The organism is Pseudoalteromonas sp. T1lg10, from assembly GCF_002964545.1.
In the GTDB taxonomy this organism is placed as follows: domain Bacteria; phylum Pseudomonadota; class Gammaproteobacteria; order Enterobacterales; family Alteromonadaceae; genus Pseudoalteromonas.
Genome location: NZ_PQBV01000037.1, coordinates 436284 through 460736 on the forward strand (window position 1 = coordinate 436284; position 24453 = coordinate 460736).

Genomic DNA, 24453 nt, shown 5'->3' on the forward strand with positions numbered 1-24453 from the left:
TTATTATTTATTAAAGGTCGATTTTGAGTTTCTCACTCATACCAAAGCCTTAGCTTGGTGAATAATGAGTGAGCAAATTCGATTGTATGTCAACAACGAAGGTCGGCTGAAAAATTAGTGTAAATATTCAGCTAGAATCTTGAGTAAGTCTAAATTTTATCCAAATTGTTTTTACTTGTTAACATTTAGATATACTCCTATAATCGCAAGTATTCGGAAAGTTCCTATTTTCCGTCTTTATGTAAATATTTTATTCCGAAAAGGTTAATAAACAATGCAAACGCCAGTCATTCTGATCGTTGAGGATGAAGATGTTACTCGTCTAAACCTCGTTAGCTTATTTGAAGCTGAAGGCTACAAAGTGATTGAAGCCATTGATGGTGATGATATGCATGACAAACTCACCACCAATGACGATATTAACCTGGTTGTTATGGATATCAACTTACCAGGTAAAAACGGCCTGATCCTCGCGCGCGAGTTACGCCAGAAGCGTAATGTTGGCCTTATTTTCTTGACCGGTCGTGACAACGATGTCGACCGTATTCTAGGCTTAGAAATTGGCGCTGATGACTATATTACCAAGCCATTCAATCCTCGCGAGTTAACCATTCGCGCCCGTAACCTTATTTCTCGCACCGCGGCGAGCAAGGACGATCCGGCGCTAGATTCAGATGGCGTTGTAAACTTTAACGGTTGGGAGCTGGACGAAAACAGTCGCTGCCTTACTTCACCTGCAGGCGAATCTAAGCGCCTACCTAAGGGTGAATACCGTGCCCTACGTCTGATGCTTGATTCACCGGGTCGTATTTTTAGCCGTGAACAGTTAATTAAGCATATGACTGGCCGTGAATTACGTGCCAATGACCGTACCGTGGATGTAACCATTCGCCGAATTCGTAAGCACTTCGAAAGCGACAGCGGCACACCTGAGCTTATCAGCACGATTCATGGTGAAGGCTACCGCTTCATCGGCAAGATTGATAACTAATCATCTGCCAAACTAGATAAGAATGACTGAAGGGCCTCGAGCCCTTCTTTTATTTGCCCGTCTAACTCATCCAGCCAGCTTTGGCGCAACTCCAGCTCAACCTCAAGACACTGGTTTTCCATCTTCTTGGCCTGCAACTGCACCGCCTTTAGACCCACAGAGCCAGCCGCACCCTTAATCTTATGGGCCACGGATTTATACTCTTCAACGTCGTCAGCCACGCTAACAAGCAGTTCTTGCTGATAGCCGGGAGCAAGCTTGGCAAACAGGGCAACACTGCGTGAAAACGCCGTAACTCCCATGGAGTCTATAAACTCACTGATAATTTCCTGGTCGAGCAAACGCTCATCAAGCTTAAGTGTTGGCGCTAGAGTTTGCTGATGCACCAAACGCTCAGCCGCTACCTGTTGCATGCATCCCTCGCCTATCCCAAACAGCTGTGAAAGCATATTGTCGAGCTTGGTGGTGTTGATGGGCTTGGCCAGTGCACCTTGTATATTAATGCCGCGCAGCTCTTCTTCGGCACTGCGCACATTGGCGGTGAGCACCACTATGGGAAGATGGTCGAACTCGCTTTGTTCGCGAATTTCCCTGGCCACCACATCGCCGTTGATATCAGGTAACTGCATATCCAGCAACACCAGGTCGAGATCATCCTCGGTTTCCACAAAGGCCAGCGCATCTTCACCGGTTTCCGCCCAGATCACCTCATGGCCGCGCTGCTCCAGCAGGTTAGTAGCGATTTCGGCGTTGAGCGGCACGTCTTCAACCAGCAGGATATTAAGGCTCTTACACTCATAGCTCTCGACTACCGGAGCAGAAGTCAATTGCAAAGGAATACTCACGGTAAAGCTGCTGCCCTCGCCTGGGCATGAGTTCACCTGAATATCACCACCCATGGCACTCACCAGAGCCTTGGTCACCGCCAGGCCAATCCCCGAACCTATGGCATTAGCGCCGCTGGCATCCGGAGCCTTGTAATACATATCAAAAATATGGCTAAGCTGGTCATCGGGAATGCCAATGCCTGAGTCGCGCACGGTCAGGATCAGGCTATGATTATCGCCCTGTTGCTGATGTTCACAGCTCAAGGCAACCCCGCCCTCGGTGGTAAACTTAACGGCGTTATTAATCAGGTTCCAAAGCACCTGGCGCAAACGCGTCGGGTCAATTTGCGCATATACATGGAGTTCACCCACGCGCTCTATATCGAATGACAGCTCTTTTTGCGCGGCAATTAAGGCACCAAAGTTAACCACATCATTGATAAAGTCGGCGACACTGACCGGCTCGGTCACTATATCCAGTTGCTCCCGGTCGATTTTATCCAGGTCAATAATATCGTTGAAAATATTGCCCAAAGTCTCGGCGCTGGAAAAGACCGTATTACACCAGCTGCGCTGTTGTTTACTGAGCTCGGTATCAAGCAGCATACGGGTTAAACCCACTATGCCATTGAGTGGAGTGCGTAGTTCATGGGACAAGGTAGCAATAAATTTACCCTTGTCCTTAAAGGCTGTTTCAAGGGCCTGCTCGGCTTCTTTACGACTGGTGATATCACGACCGAAAGCCAATAGGCCTATATATTCACCCTTATCATTGATAAACGGCAGCTTGCGCATCTCAAACCACCTCTGTTCGCCATCCACCGGATATTGCACATCCACGGTCACGGCCTCGTGCGAGGACTCGACCTGACGATCGGTTTTAAGCACCGCCGGTAATAATTGTGCTGGATAGATATCTTCGGCCTTCATGCCGATAAGCTGATCAGAACTACGGTCCATCACCTTTTCAAACATCTTGTTGCAGCCAGCAAACACACCTTGGCGGTCACGGTAATAGAAAAGGTCGGGAGAGGAGTCGACTATGGAGCGTAGCAACATGCCCTGCTGCGCCAACTCGACCTGGGTTTTCTTGCGCTCGGCAATTTCCCGACGCAGTTCATCAATTGCACGATATTTGGCATTAAGGGCCATTTTCCGCTCATCGATCTCTGTGTTCAGGAGGCGAATATTGTCTTTTAATGATTGGTTGAGCAGCTTTTCTTGCTTGGTCGCCGTCTCTAAGTATTTTTGCGAGTCTTGTAATTGCGTGATGGATTGCAGCACCACCATGATCACTAAGGGTGCTGCCACGGCGGTAAAAAATACCACGGCCAAAACATCCAGCAACATGATTTCGCCGGTAGCGACATAATAATACATGGCGCTGAAGATCAGTGCGGCAACAATGAACACGCCATAGACTATGGCGCCGGCATACCAAGTCCCGAAGCGTATAAGGAGATTTGTTAAAACACGAACCCAGGGGCTCAGGGAAGAGTCAATCATAAAAAAAGGGGTTTTGCTACAAACCCCTCTATTGTAATCAACTTAGAGTGCCTTTGGCAGTATCTGCGTTGAGATTCTTGCGAATGAGCACACGCCCATGCGTTTTCCGCCTTTAACCAACACCCCTTTACGCATATTGCTGGCGCCGCTGGCGTTTAAGATCAGCTCATAACTTTGGCTGTCTATATCACTGCTACCGCCGGCGGTGGCCGCCCCGGTATTACACTGCATTTGCCCCAGTTTATGATAGTTGGCACGGCTAAAGGGTGTCGATGTATTCACTAGCGGACCGGCACTGGTGGTGTTCACCGCTTGTTTCCAAGAGGCCAGTTCAACATTAACCACGCCACCACGCATGCTGATCTTGTCCTCATGGGTTAGGAAATAACTGTCAAAAGGACCATATTGCATAGCCCCGGACATTGAGTCCTGACTTTGACGCAAGTCGCCTAACCAAAGGCCACCTTCACCAAATACCTGCACCTCAATATCGTCCGTATCGCCGTCGACAACACGCTCAACAGTGGCGTAACTATTACTATCAAGACCAAAGATCATTGAGCTTGAGTTTTGCACGCCAGCCTTAATTAAACGTGGCTGTTTACCGTGACGGGCCACTTGCGTATCCAGGGTGCCCCATGGGAAAAGATCTAACACCCCAGACTGAAGATAGCTAAGCTCACGGTTATTGGTTACGGAAATACAGTCAACGCCTAAGCGACAGGCTTCAAAACCATTGCCATAAATAATTGGCTGTTCCGTTAAGACCTGTACGCCTTCACCAGAAAGAATAGTGGCATTATTGCTACCACCCACCATGGCGTTAACCGACTCGCCTTGCGCAGCTACCAGCAACTGGCCTTTCGCCGTCATTTCTTGGATCTTCTTCAGCAGCTCGCTGGGCTGGTTGGCATTTTTATAAAACGCGTGGTACAGCAGCAAGGGACTGGAGTCGGCGATAAATAACGCATCGGAACGACGCAGCAGATCATAAAGTTGCTCTGGGTCGCGACATAGCTTTTGCTGCTTTTGATATAGCTGCGGGTACAAAACATCACGACGGAAACTTGCCAATCGCGACACCTGATACTCGGCCAGGTTAGCGCATTGCGCCGAATCATTAGTATTATTCAGGGCTTGCATTGCGCCGTCTATGGCCAGCCAGTGCGCTTCAAAACCCAGTTGTTCAAACAGGGTCTGATAATACTCAACATCGCGATACGGGTCGCGGCTACCGCCTGTTACAAAGGCGATACGCGGCTTACGTTTGGCTTCGGCAATACTTTGTGCCGCACTAAAGAGTGTCGCAAAAGCGTCCTTGGTGACCCAATCGCGAGTACCGTTAATATCAACCTGAGGCTTTAAGCGGCGCTTACTATTCCCCTGTTTTTGCTCTAGCAGGTCAAAAAAGTTTTGCTGCTCAAAACCAAACAAGTTAAACCAAAACTCTCGTGCCGTTGTCTCGCTGTTGCTCAACTTAAAGTCGCTGCGACGCAGGTAACGTTCGAATTCTTGTTGGCTAAAGACGTCATCGGCAAAATGTTGTCGTGCCTTGGTTAAGATTTCCACAGCCTGATTACGAATATTCGACTGTTCGGTCCAGGCCATATTAACAATACGCTCCAGGCCTTCATCGGTGATCTTGAAAACCGGCTGTTGTTTATAGCTGTTCTTATTCAAGCGCTCGCGAGATTCGCTATTACAATATTGCAATCGCTCACTGGAGCACACTTGTAGATCATCGGCCATTAGCAATAACTGGGGTGCCGCTTGAGCGCTAACGCTAGAGCTACCTAGTATTGCCATTGAGGCAACTCTTAATAGAAATGATTTCATGGGACTGGTCATTATTATTATTTTGCAAGTTACGGGTTAAAAGCAGGTGTACAGCAATACAGAATATTAACAATGTTTGCAGTGTATGGGAATAGTTACACCTTTAATATTAACAAGAGATACGCTTTTGCATCTGCTGCTAGTTATGGCGCCAGTAAACTCCACATTTGCTAATTTTCAGGTAGAATATCGGGCTTTTCAGTATTACCTATGAGGAAGGCCATGCACAACGCCATGCCAGATATTGCTAACACGAGTTCAGCTCCCGTTCAAGAAACACTAGAATGGGTGGGGATGAGTGATATTGAGCTGCCGCTGCTGGTCGAATCCGACGGCCTTGCGCCCGTGGTCGTAAACGCCAAAGCCCAGGCTTTTGTTAACCTGATCGACAAAAATGCCAAAGGCATTCATATGTCGCGCTTGTTTTTAGCACTTGATGAACTCTCCAGCGCCCCAGCGGTAACGCCGCTAAATATTAAGGCTACACTGGATAAGTTTATCAGCTCGCACTGTGATATCAGTTCACAGGCGCGTATCAGCCTAGCCTTTGACTTACCACTTCGTCGCCCGGCCCTGTTAAGCGATAACAGCGGCTGGAAGTTTTACCCTATCGCCATAGATGCACGCATCAATGAAGGCAAACTGGAGTTTGAAGTCGGCATTAAGGTGACCTATTCGTCAACCTGCCCCTGCTCAGCAGCCCTGGCGCGACAGCTGATTCAGGCCAACTTTGTGCGCGATTTCGATGCCAAAGAACTAAGCTTCGCCGATGTGCATGCCTGGCTTGGCAGCAGTGAAGGGATCAGTGCTACTCCGCATTCTCAGCGCTCGGTCGCCGAGGTGAAGGTGCGCTTGGCTAGCCAGGTTTCAGCATTCAACTTCCTGGCCCTGATCGACGCCATAGAAAACACCCTGAAAACTCCAGTGCAAACCGCGGTAAAACGTGAAGACGAGCAGGAATTTGCTCGCCTTAACGGTGAAAACCTGATGTTCTGTGAGGATGCGGCGCGCAAGATCAAATCGACCCTGAATCAAGACGCCGATGTACAAGACTTCTGGTTGCGTATTAACCACTATGAGTCGCTGCACGCCCATGATGCCGTAGCCATTGCTACTAAAGGCATTGCCGGTGGTTATCAGCCTTAGAGGCTGGATAACAAATCACTCAGCAAGGCTCAAGCTCCTAGCAGTTCGAGCAGGCTTATTGCTCCCAGAGCGTATATGTCAATATTCGCTCTGGAGTAACTCATGAAATTCACTCCCTTCTCAATTCTCGACTTAAGTCCCTGTGCAGCGCTATTTTACTTAAGCTCAGCATAAGCTGAACCAGCCATAAATCGGCCTCCTGCTGTGCTGTCATCGCCACAAGCCAAGGCAAAAATGCAAGGCCCTGTCATTATCACCTCGACCCAGGTGGCGGAGATTTAATGCCATATCGATACAGCCTTTGATATACTAAGGGCTGTTTTTGCCAATAAATTAGAGATGCTATGAAAGTAGGTATTATCGGCGCTATGGAGCCGGAAATTGCAATTTTACGTGAGCAAATGAGTAACGTTGAGGTTCTCGAGCAAGGTGGCTTCACCTTCTATCACGGGCAATTAAACGACCAGGAAGTGACCTTGGTGCAATCGGGTATCGGTAAGGTTGCCTCGGCCGTTGCTACCACTATTTTAGTTGAACAATTCCACCCGGATTGTGTAATCAACACGGGCTCTGCCGGTGGCTTTGATCAACGTCTGGCGGTAGGCGATGTCGCCATTGCCAATGAGTTGCGCCACCATGACGTGGATGTAACCGCTTTTGGTTATGAATTCGGCCAAGTGCCACAAATGCCAGCCGCTTATACTTCTCATCCTGAGCTGGTAAAGGTAGCGGAGCAATCTATTGCCGAGCTGGCGCAGTGTCAGTCTTTGGTTGGTCTGGTTTGTACCGGTGATTCTTTTATGTGTGATCCGGCCCGTATCGAGCAAACCCGAGCGCAATTCCCCACCATGCTGGCGGTAGAAATGGAAGGTGCGGCCATTGCTCAGGCCTGTCACCTACTTAACACTCCTTTTGTAGTGATCCGCTCGCTGTCAGATATTGCCGGTAAAGAATCTCCAGACTCATTTGAGGCCTACCTTGAGGTAGCATCAAAGAACTCATCGGCCATGGTAATGGCCATGCTAACCAAGCTTTCCAACGTTAGCCTATAAATGCCGTTGGCGGCGTTTAGCAATCACCTGAGTAATTGCAGTTATTGGCAGCTGTCGCCTTGCGCGATGGCCGCCACTGCCCCCGCACCACACATTTACCCTGCAGCGGCTCGCTTTTAGTCAATTAATTGCTCGCCTAAAACATGGCATAAAAAAAGCCACCCTGAAGGTGGCTTAGTTATTTTTAGCACTACGGCTTTTTATTAGGCCAGAGTAACCTTGGCAAAGCGACGTTTACCAACCTGGTATACCGCGGTTGTACCTTTGGCTATCATCAGCTTGCTGTCATCAACCTTGGTTTCACCGTCGATTTTTACCGCACCTTGTTTGATCATGCGGATGGCTTCAGATGTACTGGCAACCAAATTCGCATCTTTAAGCAAGGCCGTGATCATCATTTCGGCATCAGCACAGTCCAACGTCTGCTCTTCGATATCATCAGGCAAAGCATTTTTAGAAAAACGCTGGGTGAAATCATCATGAGCCTGCTGCGCCGCCTGCTCATCGTGGAAACGAGTGATAATTTCCTTGGCCAGGGCAATCTTGATATCACGAGGGTTGGTGCCATTGGCAACATCCACCTTTAATGCCTCGACTTGCTCCAGGCTCAAAGCACTTAATAACTCGTAATAACGCCACATTAGATCATCGGAGATAGACATTATTTTGCCGAACATATCCTCAGGCGAGTCTGTGATACCTATATAGTTACCCAAAGATTTCGACATTTTTTGGACGCCATCTGTACCTTCCAGCAATGGCATCATTAGCACGGTTTGCGGCTTTTGACCTTCGTCTTTTTGTAGCTCGCGGCCCATCAGCAGGTTAAAGCGCTGATCGGTACCACCTAGCTCAACATCGGCTTCAAGTGCTACCGAATCCCATCCTTGCACCAAAGGATATAAAAACTCATGAATAGCAATCGCCTGACCATTAGCATAGCGTTTTTTAAAGTCATCACGCTCAAGCATACGTGCTACGGTCTGTTTGGCCGCGAGTTTGATCATTCCCGCTGTACCTAAGTTTTCCATCCACTGTGAGTTAAAGGCAATGGTGGTTTTCTCAGGGTCCAGGATTTTAAAGACTTGCTCTTTATAGGTTTCGGCGTTAGCTAACACATCTTCACGGGTTAAAGGTTTACGGGTCACATTTTTACCCGTTGGATCACCTATCATGCCGGTAAAATCACCGATCAAAAAGATTACTTCATGGCCTAAGTCCTGGAAGGTTTTCATCTTGTTGATAAGCACCGTATGGCCAAGATGAAGATCCGGCGCCGTAGGATCAAAACCAGCCTTAATTCTTAGTTTTTTCCCTGACTTAAGTCGTTCTGCCAACTCGTCTTCGAGTAAAATTTCCTCAGCACCGCGTTTAATTTCTGCCAGTGCCGTCTGCAAGTCTGTCATTTATTTCTCCGATAAAATATGTGCTAACCGCGCGATTCTAGCGCACTTTGGCGCCGGTTTAAATGCACAAAACCCTGGTATTTTGCCAATATTAGATATATGCTCAGCCATTGGTTAGTTTTATTTCCTTTATGGCAAAAAAGGTAGGTTATGGTAAGCGTGGTACACAAGCTCCCCAATAAACACAAAATGCTCATTGTGGGCTTCTTGGTGACTATTGTTACCTTGATGCTTATACCTACGGAACGAGCTACGGCTTCAAAGGATAACGATGCTAAACCACTAGAGGTAGGCAAACGCTACGAGCTACAAGTTAAGCTGGAAGATGAAGAAAAAATTGCCGAGCTTAATTCCGCCGAAGAAGCCCTTACCCTGCCTAGCTACGAACACCAAGACTTTGAAGTAAAAAATGGTGACAGCCTGGCTGTTATCTTTAAGCGCGCCGGCTTTTCCGCACAAACTCTGCACAAACTCGTTAATACCAACGAAGAAACCAAAAAACTAACCAAGATTCATCCCGGTGAAGTGCTTAGCTTTGCAAAAAATGAGCAAGGCGAATTGCAGCAGTTAAAATACGTGCTTAGCAAAACAGATACCCTGTTCGTAACATTAAACAACGAAGGCAGTTACGATACCGCCATCGACTCCAAAGAAATTGAGACCCTGACCAAATCGGCCTCGGGCTCGATTAACGGTAGCTTTTGGACCGCGGGGATCAGCGCCGGTCTAAGCGAAAAACAAATTATGAATTTTGCTACCATTTTTGGTTGGGATGTGGACTTTGCCAACGACCTGCGCAAAGACGATCAATTCAGTTTGATTTATGAAACTCACCATGTGGATGGTGAATATATTGGCACAGGCAAGATCCTTGCAGCCGAATTTATTAACCAAGGCGAGCGTTATGCCGCCGTGCTGCACAGCGATGGTAACTTCTATACACCGCAAGGCCGCAGTATGAAAAAGGCCTTCTTACGTGCCCCGGTTAACTTTAAATATATCAGCTCAAGCTTTAACCCTCGTCGCCTTCACCCGGTAACGAAAACGGTTAAACCGCACCGCGGCATAGATTACGCAGCTAAGACCGGCACGCCTGTGGTTGCCGCGGGTAATGGTCGCGTACTCAAGGCTGGCTATAACCGCTTTAACGGTAACTATGTCTTTATCCAGCACGGTAATACCTATGTTACTAAGTACCTGCACCTGCATAAGCGTAAGGTTAAGCAAGGTGAAAAGGTTAAACAGGGTCAATTAATTGGTACGGTTGGGGCTACAGGTCGCGTTACCGGCGCACACCTGCACTATGAGTTCCTGGTTAACGGTGTTCACCGTAATCCGAAAACCGTTAAGCTGCCTAAGTCAGAGCCGCTACCGGCTAGTGAGCTAGCCAAGTTCAAACCAATTGCCGATACCTTGTTGGCGCAATTGGAGCGTGAGCGCGAAATTCAGCTGGCCATGAACAGCAAATAAGTATTGTGATACGAATAAAAAAAGCACCTCAGGGTGCTTTTTTTATGCCTGCGAACTAGCTAGCGATTAAACACCAAGTACAACAGCTGCAGGATCAGGCTAATTGCTACCAAGGGGATGATGTATTTACGAAACCGCACCATTTTATTGAGCCCCATTTGCTGCTGATAGCGCTCCAATAAAGGCACGGCGATGGCCAAGGCTACAAACAAAGCGAGGATAATCAAAATCGCATTCATGCTTATCTACTCCTTAATTCAATACTTCCCTTATAACATACCAAGCATATTAGCGTCTTGATTGTCTGAGGTTAGTGTTGTGGGTGAGGCTTTACCTGTAGGTCGATGCTTTACGTCGACAATGAGGCAGGGTTTTATCTTTTGTCGGGCTGCTAGGTAACTGCTCCTGCGTTACTCTAGTACCGCCATCCATGGCGGCAAAGCCCACCTACAAGATGGCAAAGGCCGCTCCAGGGTTAATGCTTTACCTGTAGGTCGATGCTTTGCGTCGACAATGAGGCTGGGGGTTATCTTTTGTCGGGCTGAAAGCCCGACCTACAACCATGGCTGAAAGCCCGACCTACAAGGCATAAAAAAGCGCACCTTAGTGAGTTCACAACCAAGGTGCGCAATGGCTAGGAAGAGCCAATTAACCGATTTTAGCCTACCAGGGCAAGCAAGATACCCGCGGCCACCGCACTACCAAGCACCCCGGCGACATTGGGACCCATGGCGTGCATCAATAAGAAGTTATGTGGGTTATTTTCAAGCCCCACCTTGTTAACCACCCGCGCTGCCATGGGCACAGCAGACACTCCCGCAGCGCCAACCAAGGGGTTAATAGGCGTTTTCGAAAAGCGATTTAATGCCTTGGCCATATACACCCCAGAGGCGGTGCCGATGGAAAATGCCAAGGCTCCGAGCGCCAATATGCCCAGGGTTTCCACGGTTAAAAACTTATCCGCCGCCAGTTTAGAGCCCACGCCCAGACCCAAAAAGATGGTAGTGATATTGATCAGCTCGTTTTGCGCCGTGCCGCTGAGACGGTCCACCACTCCACTTTCACGCATCAGGTTGCCCAAACAAAACATCCCGACCAAGGGCGCCGCTGCCGGCAGGAACATGGCGGTAAGCGCCAGCACCATAAGCGGGAAGATGATTTTTTCCTTCTTCGACACAGCCCGCAGTTGCGGCATTTCAATTTTTCGCTCCTGCTCCGATGTTAGCGCCCGCATAATAGGCGGCTGAATAATGGGCACCAGGGCCATATAGGAATAGGCTGCAACGGCAATGGCGCCGAGTAAATCCGGGGCCAATTTTGAAGCCAGGAATATCGCCGTAGGGCCATCTGCACCACCTATAATGGCGATAGCCGAGGCATCTTTAAGAGTAAATTCAAAGCCGGGCACATAGTTCAGGGCTATGGCGCCAAACAAGGTGGCGAAGATACCAAATTGTGCCGCCGCCCCCAGGAGCAACATGCGCGGGTTGGCTATCAGGGCACTAAAATCGGTCAGTGCCCCCACACCCATAAAGATCAACAAGGGAAATATCCCGGTATCTATACCTACATGATAAACGTAATAGAGAATACCGTTAGGGTCGGCCATACCGGCCACAGGGATGTTGGTCAGTAACGCACCAAAGCCTATGGGCACCAAAAGCAAGGGCTCAAAGTTGCGGGCTATCGCCAAATACAAGAGTAAACAGCCCACAGCTATCATGATCAACTGGCCGGCGGAAAAGTTGGCTATGCCCGTGGCCTGCCAAAGATTAACGACTGCTTCCATAGCTCCTCCTAGGCCAGCGCGATAAGCGCATCGCCTGTGCTTACCGAGTCGCCTTCGCGCACCAGTACTTCTGCCACTTTACCGCCATGTAAAGCGCGCACTTCGGTTTCCATCTTCATCGCTTCCATGATGATAACCACATCACCTTCATTAACCTGTTGTCCCGGCTTAACCAGCACCTTGAAGATATTGCCTGTCAGTGGTGCATTTAGGGTTTCGCCACTGCTTATTACCGCACTTTGTGGCGGATTTTCACCCTCACCTGCGATGGCGCGAACACTTTCCAGCTCACCGCCCGGGGCCACAACAACATCATAAACCTTGCCATCAACACTAATGCTGTAGCGCTCAGGCCCGCCTTGTGCAGGCGCTTTAGCATGGGGAGAAACCGCAGGCGCGACCACGTCTTGGTTTATCTCACCGGTAGGTACTGGCTCAAATGCATCAGGATTATTACGGTTCGCCAAGAACTTCAGACCAATTTGCGGGAATAAGGCGTAGGTCAGCACATCGTCTATAACTTCATCGGCAAGCTGCAACTGCTGCGTTTTCGCATGTTCGTCCAGCTCAGCGGTCAGTTTATCCAGCTCCGCATCGATTAAGTCGGCGGGGCGACAGCTAATAGCCTCAGCACCGTTAAGTACCTGCTGTTGCAGCAGGCTATCCACCGGTGCCGGCGTAGCGCCGTATTCACCTTTCAATACCCCGGCGGTTTCCTTGGTGATGGACTTATAACGCTCACCTGTGAGTACATTTAACACCGCCTGCGTACCGACAATTTGCGAAGTTGGCGTAACAAGCGGTAAGTAGCCAAGATCTTTACGTACCTGAGGGATCTCTTTGAGTACCTCATCGAGGCGATCCGCGGCGCCCTGCTCTTTGAGCTGGTTTTCCATATTGGTCAGCATGCCACCAGGTACCTGAGCCAAAAGAATGCGGCCATCCACGCCCTTTAGGCTGCCCTCAAACTGGGCGTATTTTTTACGCACATCGCGAAAATAGGCTGCAATTTCTTCTAACAGCCCCAAGTCTAAGCCCGTATCTCTTGGCGTATCTTCAACTATCGCAACCATGGTTTCGGTGGCACTGTGGCCATAGGTTTGGCTCATACTGGAAACTGCGGTATCGAGCATATCAATACCCGCATCTATGGCCTTTTGATAGGTGGCAGTGCTTAAGCCCGTAGTGGCATGACATTGCATGGCGATAGGCAAGGACACGGTTTGTTTTAATCCGGTGATCAACTCATGGGCATCATAGGGCTTTAATAATCCCGCCATATCCTTAATGCAGATGGAATGACAACCCATGTCTTCAAGTTGTTTGGCCTGGGTTAACCACATATCCAAGGTATGTACCGGCGATACCGTATAGGAAATCGTGCCCTGGGCATGAGCGCCCACATTAACCGCGGCCTTAATGGCCGTTTCCAGGTTGCGCACATCATTCATGGCATCAAAAATACGAAACACATCGACGCCATTGGCGTGTGCACGCTCTACAAACTTGGTCACTACATCATCGCCATAGTGGCGATAACCCAGCAAGTTTTGTCCGCGCAGCAGCATTTGCTGCTTAGTATTTGGCATCGCCTTTTTAAGCTCGCGAATGCGCAGCCAAGGATCTTCACCCAAATAACGAATACATGCATCAAAGGTGGCGCCGCCCCATGATTCAACGGACCAGTATCCTACCTGATCCAGCTTGGCGGCTATGGGCAACATATCGTCCAAGCGCATACGCGTTGCCAGTAAAGACTGGTGCGCATCTCGTAATACCAGCTCTGTTAAATGTAATTTTGACATTCTGTGCCCCTATTATTATTGCTTTCTATACTGGTGAACCGCTGCGGCAATGGCTGCGATATGGGCTTTAGGTATGCCCTCTGTGACTGGCCCTCTGCTTGTCGATAACTGCGCCCCAGTCGACTCATCTTCTTGCAGAAAGTGCGACATCAGCTTTAAGGCGCCAATCAGCAGCAGCAAAAACATAAAAACCACCAGCATCCCAGTGGCCATTAATCCCGCTGCTTCAAGCATCAGTGCTGCAATCTTCATCCTCACTCCAGTGCATTTCTGTTAATTTTGGTAAACGTACAATCAACACCATATCAAATAAAAGTAAATTGTCTACACAATGTAAATTGGTATTACCAATATTTGAGTTTACTCTAAGGCTATTAATTAGCTTTAAAACTAGCCACTTAGAGAGATAACTCAGGTTAAATCCGAATATATGCGATTAAAATATTGGATATAACCATTATTAATAGTGGTTACTGGGAAGAGCTGATTTGGCAGGGCAAGATACCCTACCAGAAAAAGAAATTGGTAAGACCAAAATAATTTGAAACAAGTATTTTGCACCAATATGGCTAAAGCCCTTGGCATTATTGACTTTCAGCGTCTAAGCTTTATTGCGCTAATAGGAACAACCGCAGTTTGATTGTCCCTGATGTATTAGAACTATCTAATAACTAGGGAGAAAGACAATGTTAAAATCCAGACTTGCGCTGGCGCTTCAACTCGCGCTCGGCGTTAGCATTTCCTCTATGGCCTTTATTGCCCCTCAGGCACAAGCCGCGGGCGAAGAAGAGGCCGACAAAGATATCGAAGTGATTGCCGTAACCGGTAGTCGTATCCGTCAACCTGGTGCCGTATCCGCCAGCCCCATTACCTCTATCGGCGAGCAAGAACTTGCTTTTCAACAAGAGCCTGAAGTAGAGCAGGTACTACGTACCTTGCCGTCCACCATTCCCGGTGACGGCAGTAACGTGAACAATGGTTCAGCCGGTGCTGCCACGGTTAACCTGCGTGGTCTTGGCGCGGAACGTTCACTTATCCTGGTCAATGGCCGTCGGATGATCCCCTTTAACTACGATGGCGAGGTAGATACCTCGGTAATCCCTGCAGCTCTGGTAGAGCGTATCGATGTGGTAACTGGTGGTGCCTCGGCTGTATATGGCTCTGATGCTATCGCCGGTGCGGTTAACTTTATCCTTAAAGAGAATTTTGAAGGGATAGCCCTCAATACCTCGCACCAGGAGACCGGTGACAATGATGGCGATAAAGACAATATCTCGCTAACCATAGGTTCTAACCTGGCCGATGATCGCGGTAACGTGGTGTTGTCATTAGATTGGACCAAACGTAAGGAAATCCGCCTGGGTGATCGCCCGCTCGGCCTCTTAGGTATAGAAACCAAAAGCGGTGCCAACTATGAGCAATTCTTAAATGGCGAGCCCCCAATCCCGGCTCCACCTGAGTGTGAGGCACCTAACTCGGTAGAAAGCGGCGGTTCAACAACGGCTATCCCGACACGCTTTGCCATTGTTGGTGGTGGCGCCAGTTCATCGGGACAATTTAGAAACGATGGCACGCTGGCAGCGGATAGCTGTAGTGTATTTAACTTCAACCCTTATAACTTCTATCAAACCCCTTCTGAGCGTTACTCGGGTACCGCGCTGGCGCGCTATAACCTGACCGAAGAACATGAAGTCTATTCATCACTAACCTACAGCTCTATCTCGGTTGATACCCAGGTAGCGCCATCGGGTACCTTTGGTTCGGCATTTCAACTCCCCCTGTTTAACCCTCTGATTGGCGACCAAGCCCGTCAATTTATGATAGATGCAGGGAATGGTGCCTTGGCCAACGGACTACTTGATGGCAGCAATTGGAATGACGTTAACGACAACGGTATGGTGGATGAAGAAGATTATCTTACCGTGCAGCTGCGCCGTCGTACCTTAGAGTTAGGCGCGCGTACCGAGCGTTACGATACATCCTTGTTCCAATTCGTTACCGGTGTGAATGGCTACGTCTTTGACGATTGGCAATATGATGTAAGCTTCCAATACGGCGAGTCAAACCGTACCACGGTGCGTGGCGGTTATACTAACCTGACTAACATCCAGAACGCCTTGGATACCGCTGATGGTGTAACCTGTTTGAATGGCGATGCCACCTGTGTGCCCATCAACCTGTTTGGTGGTTTCGGTACCATTACCGATGAAATGGCCGGCTATGCTACCGCTATTGCCCTACAACAACAGAAATACAGTCAACGTATTGCCACTGCCACCATCAATGGTCCGGTGGAGTTCATCGAAATCCCAGGTGCCGGTGCGCCTTTAGCCATGAGTTTCGGTTATGAGTACCGTAAGGAAAAAGGCCTGTTTGAGCCAGATGAGTGTTTGAAGCTCGCCCCAGCCAGCTGTCAAGGCGGTGCCGGTGGTAACCGACTCCCCATAGAAGGCGGCTTTAGCGTTGATGAGTTCTTCCTTGAGGGTTATCTACCCATACTCGACGGTATGGCCTTTGCTGAAACATTGGATGTTGAGTTTGGTTTCCGCTGGGCCGATTACGATACCGTGGGCTCAAACGAAACCTGGAAACTAGGTGTTAACTGGCGTCCGGTCAGCTCTGTACTGGTACGGGTAATGCAACAACAAGCAACGCGGGCACCAAACGTGGGTGAAATCGCCGCTCCCGTGGTGACAGGTCTGGACAACGCAGGTAGCGATCCATGTTCGGTGACCAATGCAGAAAGATTGGCAACGGATTCAACTTTGCGAGCGCTCTGTGAGTCTACTGGCATGACAGCTGCTCAAGTAGGTAACGTTCAAGATTTTATCTCAGGCCAGGTGCAAGTTATTTCCGGAAGCGATCCAGCTAACCCACCGGGTGCGGAAGATGCTAGCACCTTTACCGCGGGTATTGTCTGGACACCCGAGTTCGATACCTTGGAAAATTTCACCATCAGTCTGGACTACTACGATATAGATATCGACGACATCATAGGTGAGTTCACTGTTGATGAAATTCTTGCTGCCTGTTACACATTAGGCGATGCCGAACAATGTGCCAAGATTCAACGTGTTGGCGGTGGCCTAACCGTTGCCGGTGCAGGTATTGAACAATATACCACTAACCTTAAAAACCTTCGCGCCGAAGGCATAGAGCTTGGTTTTAACTTTGCCTGGCCTATGGATAACTGGGGTGAACTACAGTTCTCAGGTACAGTTAACAAGTACCTGACTCAGGAATCGCAAAGTGCGGAGACGGCCCGTGTTATCGACTGTAAGGGTTACTACAGCACCAACTGCGATCCTCTATCCGAACTGCGTGCGGTACAGCGTACCACCTGGGCCATGGATGACTTTACGGTATCACTACAATGGCGCTATATGGATGGTATAGATGTTGAGCCTTATCGTACCGTCGTACCAAACTATGATCCTAGGTTCAGAAGTATCGGTTCCTACAGCTACTTCGATCTCTATGCCAACTACCATATCACCGACAATATTACCGCCAGCCTAGGCGTGGATAACCTCTTTGAGAAAGAGCCACCGGTTGTAGGTGGTGAGGCAGGTGGCACCAGCTTTAACTCGGGTAACACCTTCCCAAGTAGCTATGACGTACTGGGTCGTAAGTTTAAATTGGGCGTTCGCTTCCAATTCTAAACTCCCGATTTTTACATCCCAAGGCCGCGCTTAAGCGCGGCTTTTTTATTACTCACACTTTGGAATAGCCTGACCAGGCTGAATCAGTGTACTGACCACAAAAGGTTTCGTCTGCGCGTCCTGCACCTGAACCTTGGCAACATCCAATACGCGAAAATCGCCAGGGGCATTGAGATGCCATAACCCGGACTTGCGCTGCGAGAAACAAAACTCAGAGGTATCGCCATGCACCAGCAAAATGGGAAATGCCACTTGCTCGGCCAGGGTATCCAGGTGCTGACGGTATAGCGCTAACGCATCACAGTTTTGCTGTAACTCTTGTGTGCAAGGTGCGCCATAGTTATTGGCGGCATAGATATCCGCCTGCATAAAGATCACCGCAGCGTTAACATCGCCTTCCAGCTCAGATGCGAGCCACTGCATATTGTATTTATCGCGGCGCTCGGCGGCGGCAATAGCGCTTTGTGGCGAGCTTTTTAATATTTGCGAGCGACCATTATTGGTGCCCACCACATGCAGGGTCAGGTACTGTACGCCATCAAAGCGCCAGGCCTGATTTTCCACCTGCTCCTGCTGTCTTTGATAATCAGGCAGCGAAAGCTGGGATTGAGCAAAGTGTTTACGAATATAGGCAAGGCGCTCTAGCTCATCGAAACCGGGCTCCAGAGCCGGCCTGTCACAATCTGTCCAATCATTGTCGCCGGGCGTATAAACAAAGGGCGCACGGGTTAATTGCGCCACCAGGTTATAATTTTTTTGCAGCAAGTCATTGGTGCAAGGCAGGGAGCCGGATTTTAAATCCCCCACATGGGCCACAAATAGGTGTGGGGTTTGCTGTATCGCTTGGTATAATCGCCCATCAGGGGCACTGAGCAGAGCCTCGTCGATGGGTGTATAAGGCATATCACCCAAGACTAAAAATTGCTGCGCTGCGGCGTGAGCCGAGCCGGCCAAGCTTATAAACAGTGCCGCCATAAAAAATAAAATACGCATAACATCCCTTACTTTGCAGTGGCTTAAGCGAGCGAATATGAACTACACCACCACTTACATCTTAGACAAAGACTACTTCCTCGAAAGCTACGAGCAATCGTTACCATTGAGCAATCGCAAACAGCCCAAATATGGTTTAATCCTGCTTTTGGTTGCCCTCGCCCTGTTTAGCATACTAAAGCTGCAAAACAACTATGTAGGCTATTTTTTATTTGCCTTGGCCTTGCTGGAGATGGTGGCGTATCGCTATCAAAAGGCCTGGTGGGTAGCCCGTCAACGCCTTTCTCGCGCCGCCGGTCATGAGGTTGAACTAAAAATCGATGAGCAAGGGATCAGCACCACGGCAAACGGTAAAACCCGCACCTTGGCTTGGACCAATATCAGCGAGACTGTGAGCACAGAGAAAGGCCTAGTCTTGGTGACCAATAAGGGCTACCGCCATTATCTGAGCAACGCCATATTAAATGACCAAGTAAAGGAATTTATACTGGCTCAGAAAAAACAAAAGCCACTTTAAAAGTGGCTTAGTAATCAGCGGTATTATTCATTACCCGGATTCGATGAACCCGATTTTTCCGCTTGTATTCGCATATAAATTTCTTCACGGTGTACAGATACATCTTTAGGCGCATTCACACCAATACGTACCTGGTTACCCTTCACACCTAATACGGTAACCGTGACTTCGTCACCTATCATCAGGGTTTCGCCAACGCGACGAGTAAGAATTAGCATTCTCTTGCTCCCATTATTCCAAATTAGTCAAAAATTCCGTCAACGGCATTTTAATGAATAATTACTATAAAAGTAAGTAAAACTTTGCTTAATTATTCATCTGCCATGCCAAATTTTGCATGCAGTGCCCTTACTGCAAGCTCTAAATATTGCCGTTCGATCAGTACCGAAAGCTTTATCTCTCCAGAGCTTGCAATAAATACCTCGATATTCTCGTCAGCAAAAACTCGAAAGAACTGACTGCTTATCGATGCATTTGTTTTTATACCCACACCCACCAAAGAAAGCATGGCTAAATCGTCCCGAGTGGTGATATTTACGCCAGCTAATTGGTCGCTATTTGATAACGCAACTAGCGCTTCTCGCAACTCTAAGCTGGGTATACTTATAGCATAGTCTACTTTGCCAACTTTTTGATTAACTTGATTAATAACATCGACTTCTATGCCTTTATGGGCCAACAACTCTAGTATATTCGCCAAAGTTGCTGGATTTGCGTCACAATTATTTAGAAAAATGAGCGCTTGTTCCCTTTTAAAGGCAATACCCGACACATTTTGCTGTGGCATTGGCTCGTCCTCATCGCTTAAAACTAAAGTGCCCTGGTCGGGGTCAAAACTGGATAATACCCGTAACGGCACCCGATACTGAGCCGCTGCCTCAACGGCACGGATATGCAGCACCTTGGCCCCTAAGCTGGCCATCTCCAACATAGCTGGTACGCCAATGCTGGTGAGGCGTCGCGCTTTGGGTTCAACACGGGGATCGGTACTGTAGACACCATTAACGTCTGTGTAGATTTGGCATTCTTCGGCGTTAAGCGCCCCGGCAATGGCCACCGCCGAGGTATCGCTGCCGCCACGGCCTAGAGTGGTAATATTACCTTCGCTATCACGACCTTGAAAACCGGCGGCAATAACGATGCGACCATGCTGCAGCTCCTGGCGCAGACGGCGAGTGTCGATATCCAGTATGCGAGCCTTGGTAAAGAGGTTGTCGGTATTCATACCCAGCTGATCGCCGAGCAGGCTTACCGCCGGATAACCGCGGCGGATCAGCGCCATGGACAAGAGCGAGGCAGTTACCTGCTCGCCGGTGCTGACCAGCACATCGAGTTCTCGCGTACTGGGCCTGTCATCCACTTGACCGGCTAATGCCAACAAGCGGTTGGTTTCCCCGGACATGGCCGATACCACGGCCACCACCTGATGACCGAGTTGCCGTTGGCGAATAATAATATCGGCGACCGCCTCAATCCGCTCAATAGAGCCAACCGAGGTGCCGCCGAATTTTTGGACTAAAAGCGCCACTGTGTTTAATACAGCCCGCTATTAACCGCGTTCGCTCACCCAGCCCTCAACACTGGCTAGGGCAGCGTCAAGGTGTTCTGGTTGTGTACCGCCGGCCTGAGCCATATCGGGACGACCACCACCTTTACCACCAACCTGAGCAGCCATATGGTTAACCAGTTCTCCAGCCTTAAATTGACCTGTCAGATCCTTGGTTACACCGGCGATCAAACTAACCTTATCGCCATCGGCAACACCCAGGGCGATAATGCCTGAACCCATTTTGTTTTTCAGATCATCAACCATGCCACGCAGGGCTTTGCTTTCTGTACCGGCCACATTGGCAATCAATACCTTAACGCCATTGATGTCTTTAGCGCCGTCTAGCAGCGAGGCACCAGCAGCGCTAGCAAGCTTGTCGTTGAGCTGAGCTACCTGCTTTTCCAAGCCTTTAGAGCGCTCTAACAGGCCTTGAACCTTATCCAGTACATTGCCGCTATCCGCTTTCAACAGCGCCGCGATTTGCGTTAGCTTCTCTTCTTGCGCCGCAATATGGTTTAGGGCGTCGGCACCGGTCACCGCTTCAATACGACGTACGCCCGCAGCGATACCCGCTTCGGAAACTATCTTGAATAAGCCGATATCACCGGTACGCTCCACGTGAGTACCGCCACACAGCTCAATTGAGTAGTCGCCGATACTAACAACACGCACTTCGTCATCATACTTTTCGCCAAACAGCGCCATGGCACCTTTTTCCTTGGCGGCATCTATGGCCATCAACTCGGTTTGCAGCGCAAAGTTATGACGAATTTCGTCATTCACTTTCTTTTCAACGCGCTGTAATTGCTCTGGCGTCACACCTTCAAAGTGCGAGAAGTCAAAGCGCAGGCGATCCGCTTGCACCAATGAACCTTTCTGGTTTACGTGCTCACCCAACTCCTGACGCAAAGCTTCATGGATAAGGTGAGTCGCAGTGTGGTTTTTCTTAATGCGGTCGCGACGCTCGGCATCGATGCGCGCATCCACCTTGTCGTTCACACCAATCTGCCCTACCACCTTACCGTGGTGAGCAAAGGCATTACCCAGTTTTTGCGTATCGGTAACGATAAACTGACCGTTGGCAGTAGCCAGCACACCTGTGTCGCCCACCTGACCACCAGACTCGGCATAGAAAGGGGTGCGGTTAAGGATCACTATCCCTTCTTCGCCATCGTTAAGCAGGCTGACCTTCTCACCGGCGGCAAACATTTCCACTACCGTGGCGCTGTGCTGCTGAGCATCATAGCCTTTAAATTCGGTCGACTTATCCGAGCGTAATTGATTGTTGTAGTCGGCGCCAAACTTGCCCGCTTGTTGGGCTTTTTTGCGCTGCACATCCATACATTCCTGGAAGCCCTTCTCGTCTATGGTCAAAAAGCGCTCACGCGCCACATCCGCGGTTAAGTCCGCCGGGAAACCATAGGTATCGTAAAGCTTAAAGACCACATCACCCGGGATCACATCCCCTTCTAAGCTGCTCAAGTGCTCCTCAAGAATCGCCAGGCCACGCTCAAGCGTCTTACCAAACTGCTCTTCTTCGATGCGTAATACTTTCTCGATAATGCCCTGCTTCTGGGCCAGCTCAGGGTAAGCATCACCCATTTGTGCCACCAGCTCGGCCACTATCTTGTGGAAGAAGGTGCCCTTGGCGCCCAGCTTATTACCGTGGCGCACGGCGCGACGAATAATACGGCGTAATACATAACCACGACCTTCATTCGAAGGCATAACACCATCGAGTACCAAGAAGGCACATGAACGAATATGGTCGGCGATTACGCGCAGCGACTTGTCTCCATATCCTGAGCATTAGTCACCTTAGCAGCTGAGCTGATCAGGGCCTGGAAAAGGTCGATTTCATAGTTTGAGTGCACGCCCTGTAAGATAGCGGCAATACGCTCAAGGCCCATGCCGGTATCGATAGATGGGTTCGGCAATGGCTCCATGGTACCGTCGGCGTGACGGTTAAATTGCATAAATACCAGGTTCCAGATCTCGATATAACGGTCGCCATCTTCTTCTGGCGTGCCCGGAGGACCACCCCAGACTTCCTCACCGTGATCATAGAAAATTTCTGAACAAGGACCACAAGGACCCGTATCGCCCATAGACCAGAAGTTATCTTTTGCACCTATGCGTGACACGCGCTCTTTAGGCACACCAATTTGGTTAATCCAAATATCGGCGGCTTCGTCATCTTCGGTGAAAACGGTCACCCACAGCTTTTCTTTCGGTAGTTGCAGCTCTTCGGTCAAAAACTTCCAGGCAAAGGCAATGGCCTGCTCTTTAAAGTAATCGCCAAAGCTGAAGTTACCCAGCATTTCAAAAAAGGTATGGTGACGGGCGGTATAACCTACGTTTTCCAGGTCATTGTGCTTACCACCGGCACGAACACAACGCTGAGCACTGGCGGCACGGGTATAAGGACGCTTTTCTGCGCCCAGGAACACGTCTTTAAAAGGCACCATACCGGCGTTGTTGAATAACAAGGTGGGGTCATTGCCCGGCACCAAAGAGGCCGAAGGCACCACCTGATGTTGGTGTTTGGCGAAATAATCTAAGAACTTCTGTCTTAGCTGTGCGGTCGTCAAATGCTGCATTGCGTTTTTCTCACTCGTCTGTCGCTTCACTTGCAAGTGCAAATTCTATTTGTTGGTAGTCAAAACCACGCGCCGTTAAGTAACGAATACGCTTGGCTTTTTCCTTATAATCTAGTTGTTTTCCCAGCGCCTTAAATTTACGCTGGTAGGCCTCTTGAGCCAGTTCGAACCAATCGACGTCCATTTCTGCCAAGGCTCCAGCCACCTGGTCTTTATCCAGACCCTTTTGCTGAGCATCGGCACAAATACGGCGCGGCCCGTGACGCTTATCTATTGCCCGGCGAATAAAGCTGGCGCAATAGCGGTTATCGTCCAAAAATCCCTGTTGCTCGCACCAATCTAACAGCTTGGTGGCAAACTCCTCTGGTACCTGACGTTGCTGCAATTTGCGCTGCAAATCCCTGCGGCTGTATTCCTGCCGCCCCAGTAACCAGAGCACATAATTCTTTTGTTTTTGCTGTTCGCGCTCATCCATTAAGCGTCAAACCGGCCATCGGAAGAATGTGACTCCTGTGGCTTCGCCGGCTCATTTTGAGCCCTATCCACTGCGCCCTTATCACCTTCATGCTGCTGTAATTGCGGCATAAATATCGCCTGAAAGGCGATGAATAAGCTAATGTAGCAAATCGGCATAACAACAAGAAGAGGAATAAGAGACAAAATCGCACAGACCAGCATCAGACCGGCGCCGATCAGGCCATAAACCGTCATCGCCGCCATATTACGGTAAAACGCCAGCAGGCTGGCCTTCATTACCGCCCACATTGACGTATGACCGCCAAAATAAACCAAGGGCACGGCAAAGGCAAAAGCACACAAATAAACGCTAAAGAGGACTAAAATCAGGGCTACCGCAGGGAAGGAGAAGCTTTGCGCTAACTCTTGCAACGCCACTTGCGGGTCGATATCCGGCTGGCTAAGCACAGCCACCGCATCGGCAAACAGCAAGCTGCTCACCATGCCTAACAGCAAGGCCGCGCCCATTTGGTAGAGACCAACACGAAACAGCAACATGCGTCTGCCCTGTTGGGAAAAAACATTCAGGATATCGGCAAAGGCAACCTTATGACCCTTTTGGCGGCGCAAGGCTGCCTGATAAAAACCCGCCAATAAAAATGGCGTGGCCAAGGCCGCCGGAATTTTTAGCAGCGGCAGGACAAAGCCCAGCATGCCCACAGCGGCAATAAACATATACATAAACATAAAAATAAACGGCTGGCGTTGGAAAATATCCAAACCTGCTTTATACCAGCGGGCTCCCGAGCTGGCCTTGTGCACGCGTATTTCTATCGACATGATGACTA

18 protein-coding genes and 1 pseudogene are annotated in these 24453 nt (G+C 49.3%); 6 read left to right on the forward strand and 13 right to left on the reverse strand.

Annotation, left to right across the window (positions count from 1 at the left end; genetic code table 11):
- Positions 1–274: 274 nt before the first annotated feature.
- On the forward strand, positions 275–991 hold the full coding sequence (gene arcA, locus C2M17_RS10840; RefSeq protein WP_105200771.1) for a two-component system response regulator ArcA: 717 nt from the start codon (positions 275–277) through the stop codon (positions 989–991).
- On the opposite strand, the gene arcB is transcribed toward arcA, so the two are convergent.
- A complete protein-coding gene (arcB, locus tag C2M17_RS10845; protein WP_105200772.1) occupies positions 988–3324 on the reverse strand; it encodes an aerobic respiration two-component sensor histidine kinase ArcB in 2337 nt (778 codons plus the stop codon). The genes arcA and arcB overlap by 4 nt on opposite strands.
- A gap of 42 nt (positions 3325–3366) precedes the next feature.
- Positions 3367–5130: a hypothetical protein gene (locus C2M17_RS10850; RefSeq protein ID WP_105200773.1), complete on the reverse strand. Its 1764-nt coding sequence runs from the start codon at positions 5128–5130 to the stop codon at positions 3367–3369.
- A gap of 252 nt (positions 5131–5382) precedes the next feature.
- Between C2M17_RS10850 and folE2 the strand changes: the two genes are divergently transcribed.
- Positions 5383–6306, forward strand: a complete 924-nt coding sequence (gene folE2, locus C2M17_RS10855; RefSeq protein WP_105200774.1) for a GTP cyclohydrolase FolE2 — start codon at positions 5383–5385, stop codon at positions 6304–6306.
- A gap of 344 nt (positions 6307–6650) precedes the next feature.
- Positions 6651–7358, forward strand: a complete 708-nt coding sequence (gene mtnN / locus C2M17_RS10860; RefSeq protein WP_105200775.1) for a 5'-methylthioadenosine/S-adenosylhomocysteine nucleosidase — start codon at positions 6651–6653, stop codon at positions 7356–7358.
- 203 nt (positions 7359–7561) lie between these two features.
- On the opposite strand, the gene tyrS is transcribed toward mtnN, so the two are convergent.
- A complete protein-coding gene (gene tyrS, locus C2M17_RS10865; RefSeq protein WP_105200776.1) occupies positions 7562–8764 on the reverse strand; it encodes a tyrosine--tRNA ligase in 1203 nt (400 codons plus the stop codon).
- A gap of 150 nt (positions 8765–8914) precedes the next feature.
- Here tyrS and C2M17_RS10870 point away from each other — a divergent pair, with 150 nt between their 5' ends.
- Positions 8915–10234, forward strand: coding sequence for a peptidoglycan DD-metalloendopeptidase family protein (locus C2M17_RS10870; protein ID WP_105200777.1), 1320 nt, complete (start codon positions 8915–8917; stop codon positions 10232–10234).
- A 59-nt stretch (positions 10235–10293) separates the two neighbouring features.
- Here the strand turns inward: C2M17_RS10870 and C2M17_RS10875 are convergent, their stop codons facing one another.
- The 4 genes from C2M17_RS10875 to C2M17_RS10890 form a co-directional block, all read right to left on the reverse strand.
- On the reverse strand, positions 10294–10473 hold the full coding sequence (locus C2M17_RS10875; RefSeq protein WP_105200778.1) for a hypothetical protein: 180 nt from the start codon (positions 10471–10473) through the stop codon (positions 10294–10296).
- Positions 10474–10892: 419 nt separating this feature from the next.
- Positions 10893–12023: a sodium ion-translocating decarboxylase subunit beta gene (locus C2M17_RS10880; RefSeq protein WP_105200779.1), complete on the reverse strand. Its 1131-nt coding sequence runs from the start codon at positions 12021–12023 to the stop codon at positions 10893–10895.
- A gap of 8 nt (positions 12024–12031) precedes the next feature.
- Positions 12032–13828: a sodium-extruding oxaloacetate decarboxylase subunit alpha gene (gene oadA / locus C2M17_RS10885; protein ID WP_105200780.1), complete on the reverse strand. Its 1797-nt coding sequence runs from the start codon at positions 13826–13828 to the stop codon at positions 12032–12034.
- Between the two features lie 15 nt (positions 13829–13843).
- A complete protein-coding gene (locus tag C2M17_RS10890; protein ID WP_105200781.1) occupies positions 13844–14080 on the reverse strand; it encodes an OadG family transporter subunit in 237 nt (78 codons plus the stop codon).
- A gap of 434 nt (positions 14081–14514) precedes the next feature.
- On the opposite strand from C2M17_RS10890, the gene C2M17_RS10895 reads away from it, so the two are divergent.
- Entirely contained in the window at positions 14515–17490 is a 2976-nt protein-coding gene (locus C2M17_RS10895) for a TonB-dependent receptor domain-containing protein (protein ID WP_105200782.1), read from the forward strand.
- A 48-nt stretch (positions 17491–17538) separates the two neighbouring features.
- Here C2M17_RS10895 and C2M17_RS10900 read toward each other — a convergent pair whose 3' ends face one another.
- Positions 17539–18483: a hypothetical protein gene (locus C2M17_RS10900; protein ID WP_105200783.1), complete on the reverse strand. Its 945-nt coding sequence runs from the start codon at positions 18481–18483 to the stop codon at positions 17539–17541.
- A 37-nt stretch (positions 18484–18520) separates the two neighbouring features.
- On the opposite strand from C2M17_RS10900, the gene C2M17_RS10905 reads away from it, so the two are divergent.
- Positions 18521–19000, forward strand: coding sequence for a YcxB family protein (locus C2M17_RS10905; protein WP_105200784.1), 480 nt, complete (start codon positions 18521–18523; stop codon positions 18998–19000).
- A 23-nt stretch (positions 19001–19023) separates the two neighbouring features.
- On the opposite strand, the gene csrA is transcribed toward C2M17_RS10905, so the two are convergent.
- The 5 genes and pseudogenes from csrA to C2M17_RS10930 all read right to left on the reverse strand — a co-directional run bounded on the left by csrA (position 19024) and on the right by C2M17_RS10930 (position 24445).
- On the reverse strand, positions 19024–19218 hold the full coding sequence (csrA, locus tag C2M17_RS10910) for a carbon storage regulator CsrA (protein ID WP_105190613.1): 195 nt from the start codon (positions 19216–19218) through the stop codon (positions 19024–19026).
- A gap of 92 nt (positions 19219–19310) precedes the next feature.
- Complete coding sequence (locus C2M17_RS10915) at positions 19311–20528, reverse strand: aspartate kinase (RefSeq protein WP_105200785.1); 1218 nt, start codon at positions 20526–20528, stop codon at positions 19311–19313.
- A 21-nt stretch (positions 20529–20549) separates the two neighbouring features.
- Positions 20550–23149, reverse strand: a pseudogene (gene alaS, locus C2M17_RS10920) (alanine--tRNA ligase).
- Positions 23150–23159: 10 nt separating this feature from the next.
- The gene (locus C2M17_RS10925; protein WP_105200786.1) at positions 23160–23624 is read right to left on the reverse strand and encodes a regulatory protein RecX; all 465 of its coding nucleotides are present in this window, start codon (positions 23622–23624) and stop codon (positions 23160–23162) included.
- Positions 23624–24445, reverse strand: a complete 822-nt coding sequence (locus tag C2M17_RS10930) for a BPSS1780 family membrane protein (protein WP_105200787.1) — start codon at positions 24443–24445, stop codon at positions 23624–23626. The genes C2M17_RS10925 and C2M17_RS10930 overlap by 1 nt, the downstream gene beginning before the upstream one ends.
- Positions 24446–24453 lie beyond the last annotated feature (8 nt).

Coding starts and splice junctions, on each gene's coding strand:
- arcA (WP_105200771.1), top strand. CDS start 275: ATGCAAACGCCAGTCATTCTGATCGTTGAGGATGAAGATGTTACTCGT.
- arcB (WP_105200772.1), bottom strand. CDS start 3,324: ATGATTGACTCTTCCCTGAGCCCCTGGGTTCGTGTTTTAACAAATCTC.
- C2M17_RS10850 (WP_105200773.1), bottom strand. CDS start 5,130: ATGGCAATACTAGGTAGCTCTAGCGTTAGCGCTCAAGCGGCACCCCAG.
- folE2 (WP_105200774.1), top strand. CDS start 5,383: ATGCACAACGCCATGCCAGATATTGCTAACACGAGTTCAGCTCCCGTT.
- mtnN (WP_105200775.1), top strand. CDS start 6,651: ATGAAAGTAGGTATTATCGGCGCTATGGAGCCGGAAATTGCAATTTTA.
- tyrS (WP_105200776.1), bottom strand. CDS start 8,764: ATGACAGACTTGCAGACGGCACTGGCAGAAATTAAACGCGGTGCTGAG.
- C2M17_RS10870 (WP_105200777.1), top strand. CDS start 8,915: ATGGTAAGCGTGGTACACAAGCTCCCCAATAAACACAAAATGCTCATT.
- C2M17_RS10875 (WP_105200778.1), bottom strand. CDS start 10,473: ATGAATGCGATTTTGATTATCCTCGCTTTGTTTGTAGCCTTGGCCATC.
- C2M17_RS10880 (WP_105200779.1), bottom strand. CDS start 12,023: ATGGAAGCAGTCGTTAATCTTTGGCAGGCCACGGGCATAGCCAACTTT.
- oadA (WP_105200780.1), bottom strand. CDS start 13,828: ATGTCAAAATTACATTTAACAGAGCTGGTATTACGAGATGCGCACCAG.
- C2M17_RS10890 (WP_105200781.1), bottom strand. CDS start 14,080: ATGAAGATTGCAGCACTGATGCTTGAAGCAGCGGGATTAATGGCCACT.
- C2M17_RS10895 (WP_105200782.1), top strand. CDS start 14,515: ATGTTAAAATCCAGACTTGCGCTGGCGCTTCAACTCGCGCTCGGCGTT.
- C2M17_RS10900 (WP_105200783.1), bottom strand. CDS start 18,483: ATGCGTATTTTATTTTTTATGGCGGCACTGTTTATAAGCTTGGCCGGC.
- C2M17_RS10905 (WP_105200784.1), top strand. CDS start 18,521: ATGAACTACACCACCACTTACATCTTAGACAAAGACTACTTCCTCGAA.
- csrA (WP_105190613.1), bottom strand. CDS start 19,218: ATGCTAATTCTTACTCGTCGCGTTGGCGAAACCCTGATGATAGGTGAC.
- C2M17_RS10925 (WP_105200786.1), bottom strand. CDS start 23,624: ATGGATGAGCGCGAACAGCAAAAACAAAAGAATTATGTGCTCTGGTTA.
- C2M17_RS10930 (WP_105200787.1), bottom strand. CDS start 24,445: ATGTCGATAGAAATACGCGTGCACAAGGCCAGCTCGGGAGCCCGCTGG.